The sequence below is a fragment of the Herbiconiux sp. 11R-BC genome (genome assembly GCF_049472555.1).
Classification (GTDB): domain Bacteria; phylum Actinomycetota; class Actinomycetes; order Actinomycetales; family Microbacteriaceae; genus Herbiconiux.
This window is the reverse complement of the sequence record NZ_JBCEBO010000005.1, coordinates 129,501-149,526: the sequence shown is the minus strand read 5'-3', so window position 1 is coordinate 149,526 and position 20,026 is coordinate 129,501. Positions and strand designations below refer to the sequence as shown.

10 protein-coding genes and 1 tRNA gene are annotated in these 20,026 nt (G+C 71.8%); 2 read left to right on the top strand and 9 right to left on the bottom strand.

Annotation, left to right across the window (positions count from 1 at the left end; translation table 11 throughout):
- Window positions 1-2: 2 nt before the first annotated feature.
- The 5 genes from VD659_RS13430 to VD659_RS13410 all read right to left on the bottom strand — a co-directional run bounded on the left by VD659_RS13430 (window position 3) and on the right by VD659_RS13410 (window position 6,096).
- Window positions 3-76: transfer RNA gene (locus tag VD659_RS13430), tRNA-Met, on the bottom strand.
- Between the two features lie 41 nt (window positions 77-117).
- The gene (locus tag VD659_RS13425; protein ID WP_423261582.1) at window positions 118-1,413 is read right to left on the bottom strand and encodes a type II toxin-antitoxin system HipA family toxin; all 1,296 of its coding nucleotides are present in this window, start codon (window positions 1,411-1,413) and stop codon (window positions 118-120) included.
- Window positions 1,413-1,820, bottom strand: coding sequence for a helix-turn-helix domain-containing protein (locus VD659_RS13420; RefSeq protein ID WP_423261581.1), 408 nt, complete (start codon window positions 1,818-1,820; stop codon window positions 1,413-1,415). The genes VD659_RS13425 and VD659_RS13420 overlap by 1 nt, the downstream gene beginning before the upstream one ends.
- 77 nt (window positions 1,821-1,897) lie before the next feature.
- Window positions 1,898-4,840, bottom strand: coding sequence for a UPF0182 family protein (locus VD659_RS13415; protein ID WP_423261580.1), 2,943 nt, complete (start codon window positions 4,838-4,840; stop codon window positions 1,898-1,900).
- A gap of 137 nt (window positions 4,841-4,977) precedes the next feature.
- A complete protein-coding gene (locus VD659_RS13410; protein ID WP_423261579.1) occupies window positions 4,978-6,096 on the bottom strand; it encodes a YlbL family protein in 1,119 nt (372 codons plus the stop codon).
- A 247-nt stretch (window positions 6,097-6,343) separates the two neighbouring features.
- Here VD659_RS13410 and VD659_RS13405 point away from each other — a divergent pair, with 247 nt between their 5' ends.
- Window positions 6,344-7,684: a zinc-dependent metalloprotease gene (locus VD659_RS13405; protein ID WP_423261578.1), complete on the top strand. Its 1,341-nt coding sequence runs from the start codon at window positions 6,344-6,346 to the stop codon at window positions 7,682-7,684.
- Window positions 7,685-9,194: 1,510 nt separating this feature from the next.
- Here VD659_RS13405 and VD659_RS13400 read toward each other — a convergent pair.
- Together VD659_RS13400 and nudC are read right to left on the bottom strand one after the other, a co-directional pair.
- The gene (locus tag VD659_RS13400) at window positions 9,195-11,054 is read right to left on the bottom strand and encodes an ATP-dependent helicase (RefSeq protein ID WP_423261577.1); all 1,860 of its coding nucleotides are present in this window, start codon (window positions 11,052-11,054) and stop codon (window positions 9,195-9,197) included.
- Window positions 11,051-12,082 carry an NAD(+) diphosphatase gene (nudC, locus tag VD659_RS13395; RefSeq protein ID WP_423261576.1) on the bottom strand — a complete coding sequence of 344 codons (1,032 nt, stop codon included), beginning with the start codon at window positions 12,080-12,082 and terminating at the stop codon, window positions 11,051-11,053. Before nudC ends, VD659_RS13400 begins: the two co-directional genes overlap by 4 nt.
- Before the next feature lie 61 nt (window positions 12,083-12,143).
- Between nudC and VD659_RS13390 the strand changes: the two genes are divergently transcribed.
- The gene (locus VD659_RS13390; RefSeq protein WP_423261575.1) at window positions 12,144-13,190 is read left to right on the top strand and encodes a phosphotransferase; all 1,047 of its coding nucleotides are present in this window, start codon (window positions 12,144-12,146) and stop codon (window positions 13,188-13,190) included.
- A 28-nt stretch (window positions 13,191-13,218) separates the two neighbouring features.
- Here the strand turns inward: VD659_RS13390 and VD659_RS13385 are convergent, their stop codons facing one another.
- Entirely contained in the window at window positions 13,219-16,623 is a 3,405-nt protein-coding gene (locus tag VD659_RS13385) for a UvrD-helicase domain-containing protein (RefSeq protein ID WP_423261574.1), read from the bottom strand.
- Complete coding sequence (locus VD659_RS13380; protein WP_423261573.1) at window positions 16,620-19,982, bottom strand: PD-(D/E)XK nuclease family protein; 3,363 nt, start codon at window positions 19,980-19,982, stop codon at window positions 16,620-16,622. The genes VD659_RS13385 and VD659_RS13380 overlap by 4 nt, the downstream gene beginning before the upstream one ends.
- Between the last annotated feature and the right edge of the window lie 44 nt (window positions 19,983-20,026).

Sequence of the window (20,026 nt, the reverse complement as noted above, 5' to 3'; positions counted from 1 at the left end):
CGTTGCGGGGACAGGATTTGAACCTGCGACCTCTGGGTTATGAGCCCAGCGAGCTACCGAACTGCTCCACCCCGCGGCACAAGAATTTACTCTATCACGGGTTTCGGATGCTCACGGTCACAGACCGGGAAAGGTCGCCTCGATCCGCGCGGAATCGGCGGCCGTGATGCCCGCCTCATCGGCGAATCCGCGCCATCCGGCGATCGCATCGACGACCTGGGAGATCACCTCGGCGCGGTCGGGAACCTGGAAGCGATCGGCCACCACGAGCAGATCCTCGCGAGTGATCCGCCCGAACTCGCCGTTCACCGACATGAGGTGCTGGTAGGTCCACTGCCCCTGCGGATTGAACGCGTAGGTGACGTCGTAGGCCGGCGCGAGCCGCCACGCGCCCCCGGCCTCGGGAGGATCGAGCAGGAACGAGAAGTTCTTCGTGTGGTCGTCGCAGTTGCGTGCCAGGACGTTGAACACCATCCGCCGGAAGGCCTCCGTGCGCGCCTCGTCGCCGAGCCCGAGGGCCTGCACGACCTGGAAGTACTGGGCGTAGTCGTGCGTGCCCCGCTGCTTGTAGTCGAGTTCCCCCATCGCGCAGAGGGTCTGCAGGTGCACCTTCTCCCCCGCGTCCCCCGTGCGGTCGAAGCGCTTTGTCATGAAGTGCGCCCGGCCGCTCTCCTTGAGCAGTCTCGACGGCGACATCGTGATGCCCGCTGCGGTCGCCATCCGGTAGTAGGCGTATTCGATCCGGCCGTAGCCGGAGCTGCTGCCGAGCTCGGTGTCGGCGCCCACCCCGTCGAGCTTGATCATCCAGTGCTCGAAGCCCTCCTGGGCGGGCAGCTGCCCCGAGCGCACCTCCCCCGTCGACGGGTTCCACGCGATGATCGCCTTCGCCCGGGCGCCGCCGGCCGAGGTGCCCACCTGGATGAGCGTGGAGAGCGCCGCGGCGGCCTCCTGATCGCCCTCGATGCGCCCCGAGAGCGCACTGCGGGCACCGACGACGAGCTCGGAGAGCTCGAGCGCCGTGGGCTTGCGCCGCTGCGGGCCACGCGTGGGGCGGAACTCGAGCGCCCCCATCCCGCGCCCGCCCAGGTAGGCCAGGCGGTCGAGCGCGGTGATCGAGCGCCGGTCCACGCCCTGGGAGGCGAGGTACGCCGTGACGAGCGCGTTGCCGAAGTCGTCAGGCAGCGCATCCGCGATGAACGGTGGGAGCCGATGGTAGGTGGCCTCGGGGAGCCCCGGGTAGACGCGCACCCGCGGCGACAGCGGCGTGCTGAGCGGGGCGAGCTCCACCCCGGAACCGATCCACGACGGGTCGTACTCGAAGGCGAAGGACCCGGAGCGGGCGTCGGGGGCGAGCGCGCCGACCAGGCGGTCCCAGGCCCGCACCTCGATCACGCCGACGGGCGTGTAGGCCATCACTCGGCCACCGCTGCTCGGGTCGGGGCCGGGTCGGCCGCGGTGCCCGCGGCATCCGCGGCAGGGGCGGCAGAGGCGCGCCCTCGCGGCTTCGAGGCCCGCTGCGGCGCCGCCGAGCGCCGCTCCTGCGCGAGCATCCGCAGCGGGCTCACCGCCACCTCCGGCTGCAGCTCGCCCAGCCAGTCCGCCCGCCCGAGCGCCCGTACCACCCGCACCAGCGTGGACACGCTCGAGCCCCGCCCCGCCTCGAGGTTCTTCACGGTGCGCACACTGACTCCCGCCCGCGCCGCCACCGTGGCCTGGTCGAGATTCTGAGAGAGCCGCAGCGAACGGATGCCCGCTCCCAGTCGCTCCTCGGACTCCTCGCTCGTGAGCGCGAGCTCACTGCTGAATTCACTCAACTCCATAAAGGCATTATCTTGCCTTTAGTGAAGAAATACCAGCCTTACGGGCACTATTCTTCCCTTTATGACGTGGTATGTAATCAGCCGTTCGCTGCCGTGATCGCCGCGGCGACCGCATCCTTCAGGCGCTTGTCCGCCTCGCCGTAGGCCGTCCAGTCGCCCGCCGCCATGGCCGCGTCGCGATCGGTGAGCGCCTGCTGCGCGGCTGCGAGGGCAGCCGCCACCGCGGGGTTGCCGGTCGTGGTCGTCCCGCCGCCGGTGGACCCGGTGCCGCCGGTGCCGCCGGTTCCATCGGTGCCTCCCGTTCCGCCGGTGCCCGGCGTCGTGGGCGTCACACTGCCGTCACCGGCTTGCGCTCCCGAATCGCCCCCGAAGAGGGAGTCGAGCGCGCCGTTGAGCGTGCTCTCGAACGCGATCTTGTTGCCGAACGACACGAGCACCTTCTGCAGCAGCGGGAAGCTCGTCTCGCCGCGCGACTGCACGTAGACCGGTTGCACGTAGAGCAGTCCCCCACCAACCGGCAGCGTCAGCAGGTTTCCGCTGATCACCTGGCTCTCACCCTGCCTCAGCAGGTTGAGGGCAGAGCTCACCCCCGGGTCGGAGGAGAAGCTGTTCTGGACCTGTCCTGGTCCGGGTATCGTGTCGTCCTTCGGCAGCGTGAGCAATCGGAGGGTGCCGTAGTCGTCCGACTTCGTGCCCGCGGTGCTTCCGGCGTTCGCATCCACCGCCAGATAGCCGGTCAGCACGCTGCGGGAGGCCTCTCCTTGCTGCGAGAGCGGGATGAACGTCGAGTACAGCGAATACGACGGCGAGGTCTGCGTGGGCATCTGCAGCGTGAGGTAGTAAGGCGGCTGCAGCGTCGGGTTCGTCGAGGGCGAGGTCGGGTCGTTCGGCGTCGTCCACGCGTCTTCCTGCGAGTAGAAGGCGCCGGCATCCGTCACGTGGTACTGGCCGAGGATCGAGCGCTGCACCTTGAACAGATCGGCGGGGTAGCGCACGTGACTCATCAGAGCACCGCTCATCTCGCTGATCGGCTTGACGGTGGAGGGGTAGATCTTCTGCCAGGTCTGCAGCATCGGATCGTTCTCGTCCCAGGCGTAGAGCGTGACCTTGCCGTCGTAGGCGTCGACCGTCGCCTTCACCGAGTTGCGGATGTAGTTGATGTCGTCGACGGGGTAGGCCGGGGAAGGCGTGTAGGTGTCGGCGATGGTCTGGCTGAGCGACTGCACCTTCGAGTAGGGGTAGTTCGCCGAGGTGGTGTAGCCGTCGACGATCCAGACGATGTGCCCGTCGACCACCGAGGCGTACGGCGCCGAGTCGATCGTGAGGTAGGGGGCGACCTTCGAGACACGCTGTGCGGGGTCGCGGTCGTAGAGGATCTGCGAGTCGTTGTTGACCGCATCCGACAGCACGATCTGCTCCGACTGGAACTTCAGCGCGTAGACCAGGCGCTTGAAGATGTTGTCGAGCTTCGGCCCGCCGTCGCCCTGGAACGTCGTGTAGGTCTGCGAGGCGCCGTCGGTGCCGGAGGGGTAGTCGAGCTCGACCTGCGAGCCGCCCTCGGGGCCGCCGACGATGGAGTACGGCGGAGAGTTCTCGCCGAAGTACACGCGCGGCTCGAAGGTGCCGAGCTCGCCCACCGAGGGGATGCCCGACTCCATGAACACGGGCTGGCCGTCGGCCGAGCGCTGGTTGCCGTAGGCGGCGACCACGCCGTAGCCGTGGGTGTAGACGACCGTCTGGTTGTACCAGGTGGCCGAGGAGCCCAGGGCGTTGATGTTGATGTCGCGAACCGTCGTGACGGCATCCTGCACCTGGCCGTTGATCGTGTAGCGGTCGACGCTCAGGTGGTCGGGGAACTGGTAGTACTGCCGGAACTGCTGCAGCTGCTGGAACGACTTGGTGACGAGCGCCGGGTCGAGGATGCGGATGTTCGCCGTGGTCGCGGCGTCGTTGCGCAGCGCCCCCGCCGCGGCCGTGGTGGTGGCGGCGTAGGAGGTCTCCTCCACGTTGGACACCCCGTAGGCGTTGCGCGTCTCGTCGATGTTGCGCTGGATGTACTCCTGCTCGAGCGTGCGCTCGCTCGGGTCGACCTGGAAGCGCTGCACCACCCAGGGGGCCAGGGAGCCCAGGATGAGCGCGCTCACGATGAGCAGCGCCGTTCCGATGATGGGCAGGCGCCAGCGCCCGATGACGGCGGCCACGAGGAACAGCACGGCGACGATGGCGGCGATGCCGGCGAGGATCTGGAGACCCGGGATGGTGGCGTTCACGTCGGCGTACGACGCCCCCGTGATGAGCCCCGAACTGTTGGAGAGCGTGGCGAACTGGTCGAGCCAGATGCTGACGGCCTGGAGCGCCAGGTAGACGGCCGCCGTGATGGCCATCTGGATGCGCGCCGTCTTCGAGATGCGCACCTCGCGCTGGCTGAAGCGGATGGCGCCGTAGAGGTAGCTCGTGGCGATGCCGGCGAGGCCCGCCACGATCACCACGGCGGAGGCGAAGCCCACGACCCCGCGCCAGAACGGCAGGTCGTAGATGTAGAACGAGATGTCCATGCCGAACTGCGGATCGGTCTGGCCGAAGGCGGTGCGGTTGAGGTACTGCAGGGTGAGCTGCCAGCGGGAGGCGGTGGCCACGCCGGCGAAGAGGCCCAGGATCGCCGGAACGCCGAAGGTCGCCACTCGGCGCAGCGGCTCGACGACCTGCTGGTAGCGGTCGAGCTGGGAGTTGAGCTTGGCGTAGACCGGCCGCCAGCGGAACGCGATCTCGATCGACGCCCAGACCGGGATGGCCATGGCCAGGAAGCCCACGAAGAACATCACGGCGCCCGCGACCCACTGCGTGGTGAGCACGCTGAGGAAGCCGAGCTGGTCGTACCAGAGCACCTCGGTGTAGAGCGTGGAGAACACGAAGAAGAGGATGGCGAGCACCACGACGATCGCGATCGCGATCGCGAGGGTGACTCTCGAACGCCGGGCGGGCTTCTGCGCCGACGGGGAAGCTGCTGCTGGGGAAGTCACGGGGCCTCTGTGCTCGTTCCTGTGTTGCGCTGGCGCTGCAGGGTGAGCGCTGTGCGTTGTCCGTCAATCCTAGACATCAGAAGCTTAGGCAAGGCTGGCTGAGAGCATCCTGCCCTTCGTCGGGGAGTCGACCGGGCTCAGGGAGTCGACTGCACCGTGTCGCAGGTGGGCAGCGCCGAGGTGTCGCCGCCGGAGGAGATGGCCTTCAGGGCGTTCATCGAGTCGGTGAGGGTGGACACCGCGAACACGGTGATCCCCGAGGGCACGTTGCCCACCACGTCGTCGCAGTTCGAGGCCGGCGCGAGGAACCAGGTGGCCCCCGCATCCCGGGCTCCGTACATCTTCTGCCGGATGCCGCCGATCGCGCCCACGTCGCCGGCCGCGTCGATGGTGCCGGTACCGGCCACGTTCTGGCCGCCGTTGAGCTCGCCCGGGGTGAGCTGATCGATGATGCCGAGGGCGAACATCATGCCGGCGCTCGGACCGCCCACGTTGTCGAGCTCGATGTCGACCTGGAAGGGGAAGGTGTACTTGTAGCTCGCCGCGATGCCGAGGGCCGGCGCATCCGTCACCGCCGACACCGTCGGGGTGATCTGCACCGTGGCCTGGGTGCCGTCTGAGTGCTGCACCAGGATGCTCGCCGGGGCGCTGGTGCCGTTGGCGGCGAGGGCGGAACGCAGGGCCGCGACATCCGGGACCGCGGTGCCGTTCACCTCGACGATGACGTCGCCGGTGTTCAGCACGCCGTTCGAGGCGCCGCTCGGGTCGACGGCCGCGACCGCCACCTGCGTGGTGTACGCGATGCCGAGCTGGGTGAGCGCCGCCGCGACGGCCTCCTGCTGGCTGTCGACCATCATGGCCGCGTTCTGCTGGTTGCGCTCGTCGGTCGTGACGTTCGGCGGGTAGATGCTGTCGATCGGCACCACGGCCTTGCTCGAGTCGAACCAGGAGGAGAAGATCTCGGCCCAGGACGGGCGCTGCTCGCGCGTGCCGAGCACCGAGACCGTGAGCATGTCGAGGCTGCCCGAGGTGGGGTAGGTCTGGGTGCCGCTGATGGTGATGAGCGGAACGTCCTTGCCGCCCTGCTCCTGCGTGCCGAGGGTGTTGTAGACCGGTCCGGGCTGCTCGATCACGTAGGGGGCGGGCACGAAGCTCATCACGAGGGCGAGCACCAGGCCGATGAGGAGAACGGTCCATCCGGCGCGGCTGCGGCGCGAGGCACGCGGCTGCGGCCGGCCGGTGTCGAACAGACTCACGAAATCCTCTCGGGGCGCTCCGGGACCGCCCGGCGGGCGATCTCGACGCTGCCGGCGGTCGCACCCGGCGGGGTGTTCGCCACGGGCGCACGGCTCGGCGGTCAAGCTTATGCGAAAACCCAGCCTGGGCGGCGGGCCACGAGTTAGCGTAGAAGCACTATCTGACAGCCCGCACAAAGGTTCCGATGAACGCGGAACCGCCGCGAATCCGGCACGGACGGGCCTGTCGGCCGAGGAAGGACACATCGTGAGCGACGAGCCCCGCGACGAACCCGAGGACGAGTTCCGCGACATGCTGCGCGCGTTCCTCTCGGGGAATTCCGACATCGATCCGTCGAAGCTGGCGAGCGCCGCCGGGCTGCCGAGCGACCCCGCGGCGGTCTCGCAGCTGATGGCGCAGCTGCAGAACGCCATGCAGTCCTCGAGCGAGGGCGTGAACTGGGATGCCGCCCGCACCCAGGCGGAGGAGATCGCCGGCAAGGCGAGCCTCTCCATCACCGACCAGAGCCGGGCCCAGCTCGACCAGGCGCTGCACGTGGCCTCGCTCTGGCTCGACGAGGTCACCGCGCTCTCCGACTCGGCGGTCGCGCCGCGCCTGATGACCCGCAAGGAGTGGGCCACCGCCACCGTGCCGGTCTGGACGCAGCTGGCCGAGCCGGTGGCCGTGAGCATCTCGGATGCGCTCACCGAGGTTCTGCGCGACCAGGCGCCCGAAGAGATGGCGAGCATGATCGCCGGGGCGAGCCAGATGATGCGCAACCTCGGCGGCACGCTGTTCGCGATGCAACTGGGGCAGATCGTGGGCCAGCTCTCGCAGGAGGTGGTCTCGGGCGGCGACGTCGGCATCCCGCTGCTCGAGGAGGGGCAGGCGGTGCTCGTGCCGCAGAACGTGGCCGAGTTCGGCGACGGCCTCGACATCCCGATCGAGGAGGTGCAGCTCTACCTCGCGATCCGCGAGCTCGCGCACGCGCGGCTGTTCAGGCACGCGCGCTGGCTGCGGTTGCACGTCATCTCGTCGATCACCGAGTTCGCCAAGGGCATCGCCATCGACACCAGCCGGCTCGAGGAGCTCGCCGGCAGTTTCGATCCCTCGAACCCGGAGGAGCTGCAGAGCGCCATGGCGAGCGGGGCGCTCATCCCGCCGAAGACCGAGCAGCAGGAGCACGCGCTCGCCCGCCTCGAGACGACGCTCGCCCTCATCGAGGGCTGGGTCGACGTGGTGACGGCGCAGGCCTCTTCGCGGCTGCCGCGCTGGAACGCCATCGCCGAGACGGTTCGCCGCCGCCGGGCGACGGGCGGCCCGGCCGAGTCGGCGTTCGGCGCCCTGATCGGGCTCGAGCTCCGGCCGCGACGGCTGCGCGATGCCGCGGCGATGTGGCAGGCGGTGACGGATGCGGTGGGCCAGGAGCAGCGTGACGCCCTGTGGTCGCACCCCGACCTGGTGCCCACCTCGGACGACCTCGACGATCCGGCCGCCCTGGTGGCGCGGCTGCTCGCGGGGGCTCCGGAGCCCGACGAGATGGATCAGGCGCTCGAAGACCTGTTGCGCTCGGAGGAATCGAAGGGCGACGACCAGCCGCCCGTGTGAGGCTGGCGGGTTCTGCCGGGGTGGTGGAGTCGCGGTTCGCGATGAGAGCTGGGGGGGAACTCCTCCTGCCTGCGCTGTGAATGAGGGCGACTTCGACCCGGGCCTGTGGACAACCCGCTCCCGGGGTCTCCCGTGGTGCAGGATTCCTGCATGGTTCTCCGACTCGACCCCGATCATCCGATGGTCTGGCGTACGCCCGACTCCGTGCAGTTCGGGGTCGAGGCGCCGAGCGTGGTGCTCGACGGCGTCACCGAGCCCGTCGAGCGGTTCCTGGGCGCGCTCGCGCTCGGCGTGGCGATGCCCGCGCTCCGGGCGGTGGCGGCCGAGAGCGGCCTCGCCGAGGCGGAGCTCGACCGGCTGCTGATCGAGCTGATGCCGGTGCTCGACGAGGGGCCGGCTCCCCCGCCGCTGGCGGGGTGGCACGTGGCGGTCGACGGGCGCGGGCCGGCGGCGGAGGCGATCGCCCGGCTCGTGCTCGGGCTGGGCGCATCGCTCGCGGAGGCGCCGGAGGTCGCCCGGGCGACGGGGGTCACCGGCGCCGGGCGCGCCGCGGGGTCGGCAGGCCCAGCGGGGTCGGCAGGCTCCGCGGGATCGGCAGGGTCTGCAGACTCCGTGAGGTCGGCGGGGTCTACAGGCTCCGTGAGGTCGGCAGGGTCTACAGGCTCCGTGAGGTCGGCAGGGTCTGCAGGCTCCGTGAGGTCGGCAGGCTCCGCGGGCTCAGCGACGAATGCTGCGGCTGCAGCGCCGGCCGACGCGGGGCAGGAACGACCCCGGGTGGATGTCGCCGTGGTGATCAGCCACTATGCGACATCGCCGCGACGGGCGGCGGCGTGGTTGCGTGACGACGTTCCGCATCTGCTGGTGGAGTTCGGCGACCGGTCGATCCGGGTGGGGCCGCTGGTGTCACCGGGCCGCGGCCCCTGCGCCGAGTGCCTCGAGCTCGCGCGCGCCGAGGCCGACCCCGCCTGGCCGGCCATCGCCGCTCAGGCGATCTTCCGCGAAGCGCCGTCGGCCGATGCGCTCGGCGTGGCCACGGCGACCGCCGTCGTCGGCCGGATTCTGGTCGAGCACCGCGAGGGTGCCCGCTGGGCGGAGACGGCGGTGCGTCTGCCGCGACGAGGCTTCGGCAGCACGGGCCCGGGCAGCGTCGTGGGGGACAGTGCGGGCGCGGGCAGCGCCCGGGCGGACAGTTCAGACGCGGGCAGCAGCGCGGCGGACAATGCAGACGCGCGCAGCAGCGCGGCGGACAATGCAGACGCGGGCAGCAGCGCGGCGGACAATGCAGACGCGSGCAGCAGCGCGGCGGACAATGCAGACGCGCGCAGCAGCGCGGCGGACAATGCAGACGCGCGCAGCGGCGCGGCGGACAATGCAGACGCGGGCAACGGCGCGGCGGACAATGCAGACGCGCGCAGCGGCGCGGCGGACAATGCAGACGCGGGCAACGGCGCGGGAAGCGCCGGGGCGGTCGTCGGCGGCGGCCCGGCGGGCGCGGGGCCTGGTGCGGCTCTCAGCGTCGAGCAGCACCGGGCGCATCCGCGCTGCGGATGCCGGTCTCCGGCAGGAAACGAGAGGGAGCACGTTCTCCGCTGCGGCGTGATCCGATCGCCGCCCACGAGAGCGCGAGCCGCTCCCGGGCTCGCGTGATGCCCACGTAGAGCAGTCGGCGCTCCTCGTCGATGCCCTCGAAGCCGGTGGCGTAGCTGATCGGCAGCAGTCCCTCGGCCACGCCCACGATGAACACCGCGGGCCACTCCAGGCCCTTGGCCGAGTGCAGGGTGGCGAGCGTCACCGCGCGCACCGTGGGCTCGTGCTGCGACGACTGCCGCTCCATCAGCTCGTCGGTGAACTGACGGAAGGTGGTGCCGGGCGGCATCGACTCGGCGAGGCCCATCAGCGCGTTCAGCGCCTCCCAGCGGTCACGCAGCGCGCCGACGGCCTCGGGAGCCTCCTGAGCCCAGCCACGAGAGCGGAGCACGTCGCTCACCGATTTGAAGAGCGGCTCCTCGCCGATCGACACCGAGGCGGCGCGCAGCTCCATCACGGCGCGCTTCACGTCGGGCTGGTCGAAGAAGCGCGTAGCTCCGCGGAGCTGGTAGGCGACCCCGGCCGCGGCGAGCGCCTGCTCGAGCACGGCCGACTGGGCGTTCACGCGGTAGAGCACGGCGATGTCCTGCGGCGGGGTTCCGGCGGCCACGAGTGCGGCGATCTCACGGGCCACGCCTTCGGCTTCGGCGAGGTCGTGGCTGTAGGCGGTGACTCGTGGCTCGGCGGCGAGCGGCATGGCGGCGGTGCCCGAAGAGGTCTCGGCGGCGAGCGCCGGCGCCGGCGGCGATCCGGGTGCCTCCGTGGCACTCGCCGCTGAGACGGCCGGCTCCGGGCCGACGGTTTCGGACTCCGACCCGGACCCGGACTCCGGCTCGGGCGGCAGGGCGGCGTGCAGTGTGAGCGCACCGGGGCGACCGCGCATGAGACGGTTCGCGACGGTGATGATCTCGGGAGTGGAGCGGTAGTTCTGCTCGAGCGTCACCACCGTGGCGTTCAGGTGGCGACGGCCGAAGTCGAGCAGGAACTCGGCGCTCGCGCCGGCGAAGGAGTAGATGGTCTGGCTGGCGTCACCGACCACGCAGAGGTCGCGCCGATCGCCGAGCCACTGCTGCAGCAGGTGGTGCTGCAGCGGCGAGACGTCCTGGTACTCGTCCACCACGAAGAAGCGGTACTGCTCGCGCACCTGGATCGCCACCGAGCGCTCCAGCTCGATCATGCCGGCCGTCACCAGCAGCACGTCTTCGAAGTCGAGCTGCCGCCGCTCGTCCTTGAGCTGCTCGTAGCGCTCGTGCAGGGCGATCATCTGCTCCACCGACACGCTCGCCGGCATGGTGCGCACGGTGCGCGCCTTCAGTTCGTAGTCGGCCACGCTCAGATTCGACACCTTGCGCCACTCGATCTCGGCGGCGACGTCGCGCAGGGTCGCGGTGTCGACGCGCAGCCGAAGCAGCTCGGCGGCCTGGGCGATGGCTCTGGCCTTGTTGTCGATGATGCGCGGGGCCTCTCCCCCGATCACCTGGGGCCAGAAGTAGTTGAGCTGGGCGAGTGCCGCGGAGTGGAAGGTGCGCGCCGCCACCGAGCCGGCGCCGAGCGGGCGCAGCCGGGTGCGCAGCTCGGCGGCGGCCCGCGCGGTGAAGGTGAGGGCCATCACCCGGTTGGGTGAGTACACGCCCGTCGCCACCCCGTAGGCGATGCGATGCGTGATGGCCCGGGTCTTGCCCGTGCCGGCGCCGGCGAGGATGCAGACGGGCCCGAGCAGGGAGCGCGCCGCCACCCGCTGCTGCGGGTCGAGGGCTTCGAGCAGGGCGTCGGAATCGGTCACGCGCGCGCTTCGGCCGGCACCGGTTCGGGCAGCGGGCCGCCGAACCAGCGCTCGATGATCGCCCGGGCGATCGACGCCGAGCCCGGCAGCAGCACGCCGCTCGCCGGGTCGGCGATCTGCTCACGGGTGAACCACCGCAGTTCCAGGATCTCGTCGCCGTCGGGCCGGAGCACCGGCGGATGCTCGGCCGACACGCGGGCCATGAAGCCCACCATGAGTGAGGCCGGGAACGGCCACGGCTGCGAACCCACGTACTCCGGGTCGTCGATCACGACTCCCGACTCCTCCGCGATCTCGCGCACGGCGGCGGCCTCGAGCGACTCGCCGGGTTCCACGAAGCCGGCGAGCAGCGAGAAGCGGTTGTTCTCCCACAGGGCATTCGACCCGAGCAGCAGGCGGTCGTCGGCGTCGACGATGCCCACGATCACGGCCGGATCGGTGCGCGGGAACAACTCGATGTCCTGCACCGGGCAGCGCCGCACCCAGCCGCCGCTCTCCGCGGTGGTGGCCGCGCCGCAGCGCGGGCAGTGCGTGTGCGTGGCATGCCAGTTGAAGGTCGCCAGGGCCTCCGTGAAGTAGCCGGCCGCCGCGTCGTCGAGGTCGGCGGCCACCATGCGCAGATTCAGCCAGCTCGAGGTGGGCGACTCCAGGGCGGCGGCCACCGCATCCGTCACCGAGATCGCGAACAACGCCGCTCCCGCCGGGACGCGGTCGTCACCGTCGAGCGAGCGGCCGAGGTAGAGCCGCACGCCGCCCTGCGCCAGCTCTTCGAGCGCGAGCGCCGGCAGCGACGCCGTCGGGCGCAGGTCGAGAACCGGATGCGCCACCGGCGCCACGCGCGGACCGAAGCCGTCGTGATCGCCGTTCGAGCCGCTGAGCGCGAGCGCCTGACCGCGGTGGAGCACGAGCACGCGCGCCTCCGGGCCGCGCCACCGCTCGTCGAGCGCAGCGGTGTCTGCACGCGACTCATGGTCGCGATCGATCCGGTGACGCGAGAGAGGCAGCGTTGACGAGAAAGCGCGTGACATGGTTGACCAATCGTGCGTGGCGAAAGCCTCGGCCGGACGAAGCCGCCCTACCCTTGAGGCTATGGCGAGATCCCACCTCACTTTAGCCGCGCTCGCGACCTCCGCCGTGCCCGGAGCCGACATCGTCGCGACCCGTGCGCTCACAAGCGGGAGCGCCGGCCGCTTCGATTCGGCCGTGGTCACCCTGCGCGGAGGCGACGAGTACGTGGTGCGGGTCCCCACCGATTCCGACGCCGAGGCAGAGCAGTCGCGCGACCTCGTGGCGCTCAACGCGCTCACCTCCGGCATGCGCTCGCGGCTCCCGTTCCACATCCCCTCGGTGCAGGGTCAGGCCCCGGTCGGCGAGACCCGGGCGGTGGTCTACGACTACATCCCGGGGCACCCCGGCTCGCTCGACGACATCGGCGGCGAGCAGAGCGCATCCGGCTCCATCGGGCGCGCGATCGCCGCCATCCACTCGCTCCCCACCTCGGTGGTGTCGGATGCGGGGCTCACCGCCCACACGGCCGCGCAGGTGGCCGCCACCTCGCGCAAGCTCGCCGACCGGGCCGCCGCCACCGGCAAGGTGCCGAAGGAGCTGCTCACCCGCTGGTCGATCGCGCTGGAGGACAGCGCACTCTGGCAGTTCCAGCCCACGGTCGTCAACGGGGCCCTCGCGCCGGAGTCGTTCCTGCTCGCGTCCGACACCGTCACCGGGGTGCTCGGCTGGCAGAGCCTGCGCGTGGGCGATCCGGCGCTCGACCTGTACTGGCTGAACTCGGCGTCGAGCGCGGAGAGCGCCGACCGGGTGTACGAGGGCTACGAGCGCGCGCTCTCGAAGCCCGCCGACCGGCAGCTGCGCAAGCGCGCCCGGCTCTACGCCGAACTCGAGATCGCGCGCTGGCTGCTCCACGGCATCGACACCCGCGACCAGTCGGTCGTGAGCGACGCCGAAGCCATGCTCGACGGCCTGAGCGCCACCGTGCAGAACGACCTGCTCAACCCGCTCTCCACCGACACCGGCCAGATCATGGCCGTCGAAGACGTCGAGGCGATGCTCGACCGCACCCCGCTGCCGGGCGTGTCCGCCGGAGCCACCGAGCACGCGAACCGCATCTCCGAGGACTAGACCCGCTCCACCGCCGCTCCCCCGGCCGTCAGAGCGACTCCCGCACGAGCACCTCGAGCTCGGCCTCGGAGTGCAACCGCTCGGGGCGCACCACGGTGTCGTCACTGACGAAGTAGAAGGATGCGCCCACGCGCTCGACGTCGATGCCCTTCCAGCGCGCATAGGCCAGCCGGTACAGCGCGAGCTGCAGCTGCTTGAGCTCGAGGTCGGCGGCGTCGGCCGGGGCCTTGCCGGTCTTCCAGTCCACCACCTCGAAGGAGTCGCCCTCGTCATCGGCGAAGACCGCGTCGATCTTGCACACCACGATCCGGCCGGCCAGCACGAGGTGGATCTCGACCTCGACCTCCACGGGCTGCCGGTCGGCGAAGGGGGAACGTTCGAAGGTGTCGATCAGGCGCTGGAAGAGCGCGTCGTCGTCGGGCACGGGCACGGAGGAATCCTCTGCCGCCACCGACGTCTGCCCGGGCGCCGCCGTCGCCTCGGTCGCGTCGGGCTGCGTGCCGAGCTCCTCCAGCTCCTCGTCGAGCGGCTCGAGTTCACCGTCGATCGCGTCGAGGACGTCACCGGAGAGCGGGCCCACCTCGGCCAGCGCGAGAAGCTCCGCTCCCCCGCCGCGGCGGAACCGCTCCTCCACCCAGCTGTGGAAGCGGGTGCCGAGCCGGGTCTGGCGGAACGGCTGCTCGGGCATCGGCCGCTGCAGCGCCCGCACCACCTTCTGCGGATCGGACACGTAGTCCTTGAAGCGCGAGGCCGGGATGCGCACCGGAACATCGAGCATCCGTTCGCCGTGCCGGGCGGCCCGTTCGGCGAGCAGCAGCTCGATCTCGTGGTCCCACGGCGTCGCCAGGCCGGGATCGGCGTCGGCGACGGCCGAGGCCGCCGCGGCCACCCGGGCCCGGCGGGCGCCGAGGGGGTCGCGCGGCCACACCACCCAGCTCTCGGACTCGGCGAGCGGGTTCTCGTCGTTCTCGGCCGTCTCGGGCAGCGCGCCGGCCGGGATCACCCCGGCCGCCTCGAGCTCACGCAGGTAAACCCCGGGCCCGCGCACCTTCTTCACCCCGGTGGTCCAGAACGAGCCGGAGACGAGCAGACTCTCCTTCGCGCGCGTGACGGCCACGTAGATCAGCCGTCGCTGCTCCGCGGCGTAGTGCTCGGCGTTCTCGCGCTTGAAGGCGTCGATCGCGGCCTTCACCTCGATCTGCTGGGCGGCGGCGCGCCAGGCCAGGCTCGGCAACTCGGCCGCGTCGCCGCGGAAGTCGAAGGGCAGCTCGCCGAAGGCCAGCCAGCCGAGAGAGGAACGCGGGTCTCCCGGCAGCTCGCTCTCGACCATGCGCGGGATGGCCACGACATCCCATTCCAGCCCCTTCGATCCGTGGATGGTGAGGATCTGCACCGTTCCCGGTTCGGCCTCCTCGGTGCGCGGCTCCAGGCGGTCGCGCTTCTCAGCCTCTTCGAGCCAGCCGAGGAACTCCCCGAGCCCGGCCGCCGGATCGAGCGCGAGGAACGAGGTGAGCTGCTCCGAGAAGGCGTCGAGGCTCGCGCGCCCGGCCGTGGCATGGGGGCTCGCGAGCACTTCGACGTCGAGCAGCAACTCCTGCTGCACGAGGTCGACGTAGTCGACGAGTCCGAGGCCGGCGCGCGTGCGCAGGGCGGCGAACTGCCCTGCGGCGCGCCGGAGCCGCTCGAGCCCGACCTCCGAGAAGCCCTCGAGCGCACCGTGGCCCTCGGGCGCCGTGGCGATGAAGTCGAGCGCGTCGATGATGGAGCGGTCTTCGTCGGCCACGATCGAGCCGCGCAGCTGGCCCGCCACCGTGTCATCGAGCTTCTGGAAGCGGTGGTCCCGCTGGGCGATCCACGACGCCACCGTCCGCAGCGCCACGAGGTCGCGGGTGCCGATGCGCCACCGCGCCCCTGCGAGCACGCGCACGAGGTCGGCGCCGGCCGTGGGGTGGTAGAGCACGCGCAGGGTGGAGACCAGGTCGGCCACCGCCGGCTCGCCGAGCAGCCCGCCGATGCCGAGCACGCGATAGGGGATGCCCCGCTCGTCGAGTGCGGCCGTGAACGGCTCGATCTTCTTCACCGAGCGGCAGAGCAGGGCGGCCGAGCGGCGGCCTCCGTCGGGGCCGCGCTCCGCGAGCTGCTGCGCGAACCAGGCGGCCACCGCCCGGGCCTCGTCTTTCACGGTCTCGGAGAACGAGACGTCGAGCCGACCCTCGGCCACGCCCGGGCGCGGTCCGAGCTGCTCGACGGGCACGCGTGAGGCGGCCGACAGGGGTTGCACGAGCGCGTTGGCGGCGTCGAGCACGAGCCTCGGATTGCGCCAGCTGGTGGAGAGCGCGAACGGCGCCTGCGCATCCGCGCCGAAGTCCTCGGGAAAACGGGCCAGGTTCGCGGCACTGGCCCCGCGCCAGCCGTAGATGGACTGGTGGGGATCCCCCACCGCCATGACCGCCTGGCCACGGAAGAGCGCCGCGAGCAGACGGGTCTGCACCACGCTCGTGTCCTGGTACTCGTCGAGCAGCACCACGCGGTAGCGCTCCCGGTAGTCGGCCACCACCCGGGGCGTGCTCTCCACGATGGCGAGCGCGAGCGCGATCTGGTCGGAGTACTCCACGTAGCCGCGGCGCACCTTCTCGGCCGCATAGGCATCCGCGAGGTCGAGCAGCAGCGGCAGGTTCGACACCGCGCCCACGGCCCGTGCGAGGTCGGCCTGCAGGGCCGAGCGGATGCGCGCCGAGCCGGTGGGCAGCTCGGCCAGCCGGCCGAACCGCTCCGCGTAGGCGGCCACCTCGCCCGAGCCCACCACGTTCTCGGCCAGGGCCCGGCTGAGCGCCAGCACGGCCGAGGTCACCACGTCGACCGACTTGTCCACCCGCAGCAGCCGCTCGTCGGCGCTGCCCACCACGACCTTGCGGGCGAGCTGCCACGCCGAGGCCTCGCTCAGCACGGCCGCTTCGCCCTCCCGGCCGATCACCACCGCGTTCTCCCGGAAGATGCTGTTCGCGAAGGCGTTGTAGGTGGCGATCGAGGGCGCGTCGAAGGGGTCGAACTCCACCTCGGCGATGCCGGAGCGCGTGAGCTGCTGCAGGCGGTCGCGGATGCGCACCGCGAGCTCGCCGGCCGCTTTGCGCGTGAAGGTGAGACCGAGCACCTCCGGCACGCCGACGAGCCCGTTCGCGACGAGCCAGACCACCCGGTTGGCCATCGTCTCCGTCTTGCCGCTGCCGGCGCCCGCCACCACGATGCGGGGGTCGAGGGGGGCCTCGATCACCGCGCGCTGCTGCGGAGTCGGGCTCGGCAGCCCCAGTCGTTCGGCGATCTCGGCCGCCGGGATGAGGCGGCGGGGCTCCGGTACCGGCACGCGCGGCCGGCCGGCCGGGGCGAAGGCGCCCGGGTCGTCGAGATCGGAGAGGTCGAAGAGCGCGTCGGTCATTCGCTCACCGCCTTGATGAGCTGGATGCGGTACTCGTAACGGTTCTGGATGTCGCGTTCCTCCACCTCGGCGAGCCCCGCGAAGGTCGCTGCCGCCATGCCGTCGGCGACGGTCTCGATGCGCTCGGCGATCTCGGCGAGCGCCGCCTCGTCGAGCGGATCCTGCGAGCGCAGCGTGAAACGCACCTCCCGGTCGCCCTTGGCCACGTAGAGCAGGGCCGCGCCGCCGTGCGCCGACTCCGCCGTCTCCTCGAAGCCTTCCACCGCGCCGGAGCGCAACGCCAGCTGGTAGCTCGCGAGCTGCGCGTGGCGCGGGATGTCGCTCGCCGACACGGGGTACTTGCCGGTCTTGAGGTCGATGACCACCACCGAGCCGTCGGAACGCCGTTCGATGCGGTCGATCGAGCCGTTCACCTCGGCCCGCCCCTGCCGTAGCCGGAACGGCGCCTCGGCGCCCACGAGCGTGTGCCCGCCGTCGGCGAAGCGGCGCAGGTAGTCGGAGAGCCCGTCGAGCTTCGTGTGCAGGGCGCGCCGCTCGCGCTCCTCGATCCACGGGGCCTCGAACCGCAACTCGCCCCAGCGCTCCTCGGCGGCCTGCTGCAGTTCCTCGCTCGTGAGGGCGGCCTCGGGGTCGGCCGAGACGCGTTCCATCACCGAGTGCACGATGGTGCCGATGCCGGCGGCGAGGCTCTTCGATCCGCCGGCCACCTGGTCGACGAACCAGACGAGCGGCGACTGCTCGAAGGCCTCGATGCGCGACGGCGAGACGCGCACGACGGCCTCGGCGTCGTCGGGGTCGACCACCGGGTCTTCGGTGGAGGCCTCGAGCAGGCCGTACCAGTCGGCGGGAGCCGCGCCCGGCACGCCCGCGGCGGCGAGCCGGGCCAGCGCGGCCGCCGCCTGGGCCGCCACCCTGCGGTCGCCCTCCTCGGTCACCCGGCGCCGCAGGGATCCGGTGAGCCCGCGCAGGGAGAGCGGATGCCGCGCCGGCGGCACGGGGTCGGCATCCGGGGCGAGGCCGAAGAACGGCGAGGGCTGCTCGTCGTCGTTGGCCACGCAGCTGAGCACGGTGAGCTCGCGCGAGCGGGAGACGGCGAGCGCGAACATCCGCAGCTCGTCGGAGAGCACGTCGGCGCGGGTGTCGTCGGTCGCGGCCGCCGAGGAGCCTGCGCCTTCGACGGCGCCCTCTCCGGCCACGGCGCTCAGGCGCTGGGCGTGCAGCAGCGAGCCGCGCAGCCGCAGGTTCGGCCACACCGACTCCTGCAGGCCCGCGACCACCACCACGTCGACGTCGGTCCCCACGGCGCCGGTGGGCGTCGTGACGAGCACCGAGTCGGCGCGGGAGCGAGGCGAGAGCGTGTCCTCGGGCACCTCGACACCGAAGAACTCGTCGATGAAGAGCTCGGCCGGGCGCTCGGGTTCGCGCTCGACGGCCCGGCGGGCAGCGGTGAACAGCGCCACCGCACCGTCGAGGTTGCGGTTGGCCTCGTCGGCCACGATGCCGGAGCCGGCCGCGAGCTCACCCCAGCGCTTCGCGAGACCCGAGCGCTGCCAGAGCTGCCAGAGCAGCTCCTCGACCGTCGCGCCGGCGCGGAAGCTCTCGCCGAGCTGGAGCAGAGTGGCGCCGAGGTGGGCCACCCGCCGGGCGGGCGAGGAGTCGATCGAGGCGAGCACCCCGGGCACGGCCACGGCTTCGCGCAGCAGCTCGTCGGAGTGCCGGCCGCCGCCGTGCGCGAGCTCCTCGTGCCGGAGCGCGAGCCGCAGGCGGCGCAGCCCCACCGCGTCGACCCCGCACAGCGGCCCGAGGATCACGGAGGTGAGCACGTCCGGCGTCGGATCGAGCTTGCCCATCGCGAGCGCGAGCCCCTCGGCGAGGTGGCGGGCCGCGTAGTCGTCGCGCAGGGCCTGCACCGCCGAGAGCGTGCGGGTGGGCACCTCGGCGAGCGCGAGGCCGCGCGCCATCGCGGGCACGAGCGCGCCCGAGCGCACCACGACGGCCATGCGCGACCAGTCGGTGCCGTGCAGCAGGAAGCGCTCGCGCAGCAGCCGCGCGATCGTCGCGATCTCGGCGGTGCGTGAATCGGCCTGGATGCTGAGCACCCGGCCTCCGGATGCGGGGGTCGCCGATGCGCCGCGGCCGGCCGCCGGAGCCCCCGGCGCGCGACCACCAGAAGAAGCACCACCCGCTGTCGCATCGCCGTCAGAAGCACGAGCCCTTGCCGCGCCCTCTGCGGACACGTCGTCGTCGGCCGTCGTGCCCGACGGGGATCCGGCCGGGTCGACGAGGTCCCCCTCCGCCGAGGCGCCGGCCTCCCGAGGTGCTGTCTGGACCGCATCCGGGTGGTCCGGCACGGCCGGTGCGTCGACGGTGCGGCGCTGGGCGCCCGCCGCGGCCGTGCCGATGCGCTCCGTCACGCGCTGGGTGAACTCCCGCAGCACCCCGCGCTGCCGGTACGAGACCTCGAGCACGACGGGCGCACCCGTCTCAACGCCGAGCGTGCGGGCGAGCTGCCCGAGCGCCCGGGTGTCGGAGCCCCGGAAACCGGCGGTCGAGGCATCCGGATCTCCGAACGCCACCACGGGCGTGCCCCTCCGCGCGATCTCGCGCACGAGGTTGAGCGCGCCCACCGCGAGGTCGTGCGTGTCGTCGATCACCACGAGGCGCAGGTGACTCAGCGCCCCGGCGTCGCGCACGAGGCGGCGGGCCTCCGCGAGCAGCTCGGCCGAGTCGAGCTGGGCCGTGCCGTAACCCTCGATGGTCGTGGCGTACTCCCGCAGGAAGGCGGCGGCCGCCACCCACTCCGGCAGCTCCAGTCGCTCGCCGAGCGCCGCGAGCCGTGCCGGCCCGACGCCGTTCTCGGTGGCGCGCATCATCAGCTCGCGGAGCTCCGTGCGGAACGCGCGCAGCCTCCGCACCTCGGGCGGAAGAACCGGGGGCCAGGGGATGCCCGGCTTCCCCTCGGCCGCGTCGTCGATGTCGCCCTGCAGCAGTTCGGCCACGATGCGGTCCTGCTCGGCGCCCGTGAGCAGCGTCACCGGCCTCCCGGTCGATGCGCCCGCCGCCCGCACCACCTCGAACGCGGCCGAGCTCGCCGTGCGCGCGAGCGGCCCGTTGCTCGGGATGCCGAGTCGCAGGGCCACCCGGTCGCGCAGGGCGGTGGCGCTCTTGCGGGTCGGCGCGAGCACGAGCACGCTCTCGGGCGTCAGCCCGCAGCGCTCGACGCGGTCGGCCACGAGCTCGATCAGCGTGAGCGTCTTGCCCGTTCCGGGGGCGCCGAGCACCGAGAAGGTGGAGTCGGCCGGGCGCTCGAGAACGGCCCGCTGACGGGCGTCGAGCTCGAACGGGGCAGGGGAAGTCACGGCCACAACGCTAGCCGCCGCGTCCGACACCGGAAGCCCCCGCG

Coding starts and splice junctions, on each gene's coding strand:
- VD659_RS13425 (WP_423261582.1), bottom strand. CDS start 1,413: ATGGCCTACACGCCCGTCGGCGTGATCGAGGTGCGGGCCTGGGACCGC.
- VD659_RS13420 (WP_423261581.1), bottom strand. CDS start 1,820: ATGGAGTTGAGTGAATTCAGCAGTGAGCTCGCGCTCACGAGCGAGGAG.
- nudC (WP_423261576.1), bottom strand. CDS start 12,082: ATGTCACGCGCTTTCTCGTCAACGCTGCCTCTCTCGCGTCACCGGATC.
- VD659_RS13390 (WP_423261575.1), top strand. CDS start 12,144: ATGGCGAGATCCCACCTCACTTTAGCCGCGCTCGCGACCTCCGCCGTG.
- VD659_RS13385 (WP_423261574.1), bottom strand. CDS start 16,623: ATGACCGACGCGCTCTTCGACCTCTCCGATCTCGACGACCCGGGCGCC.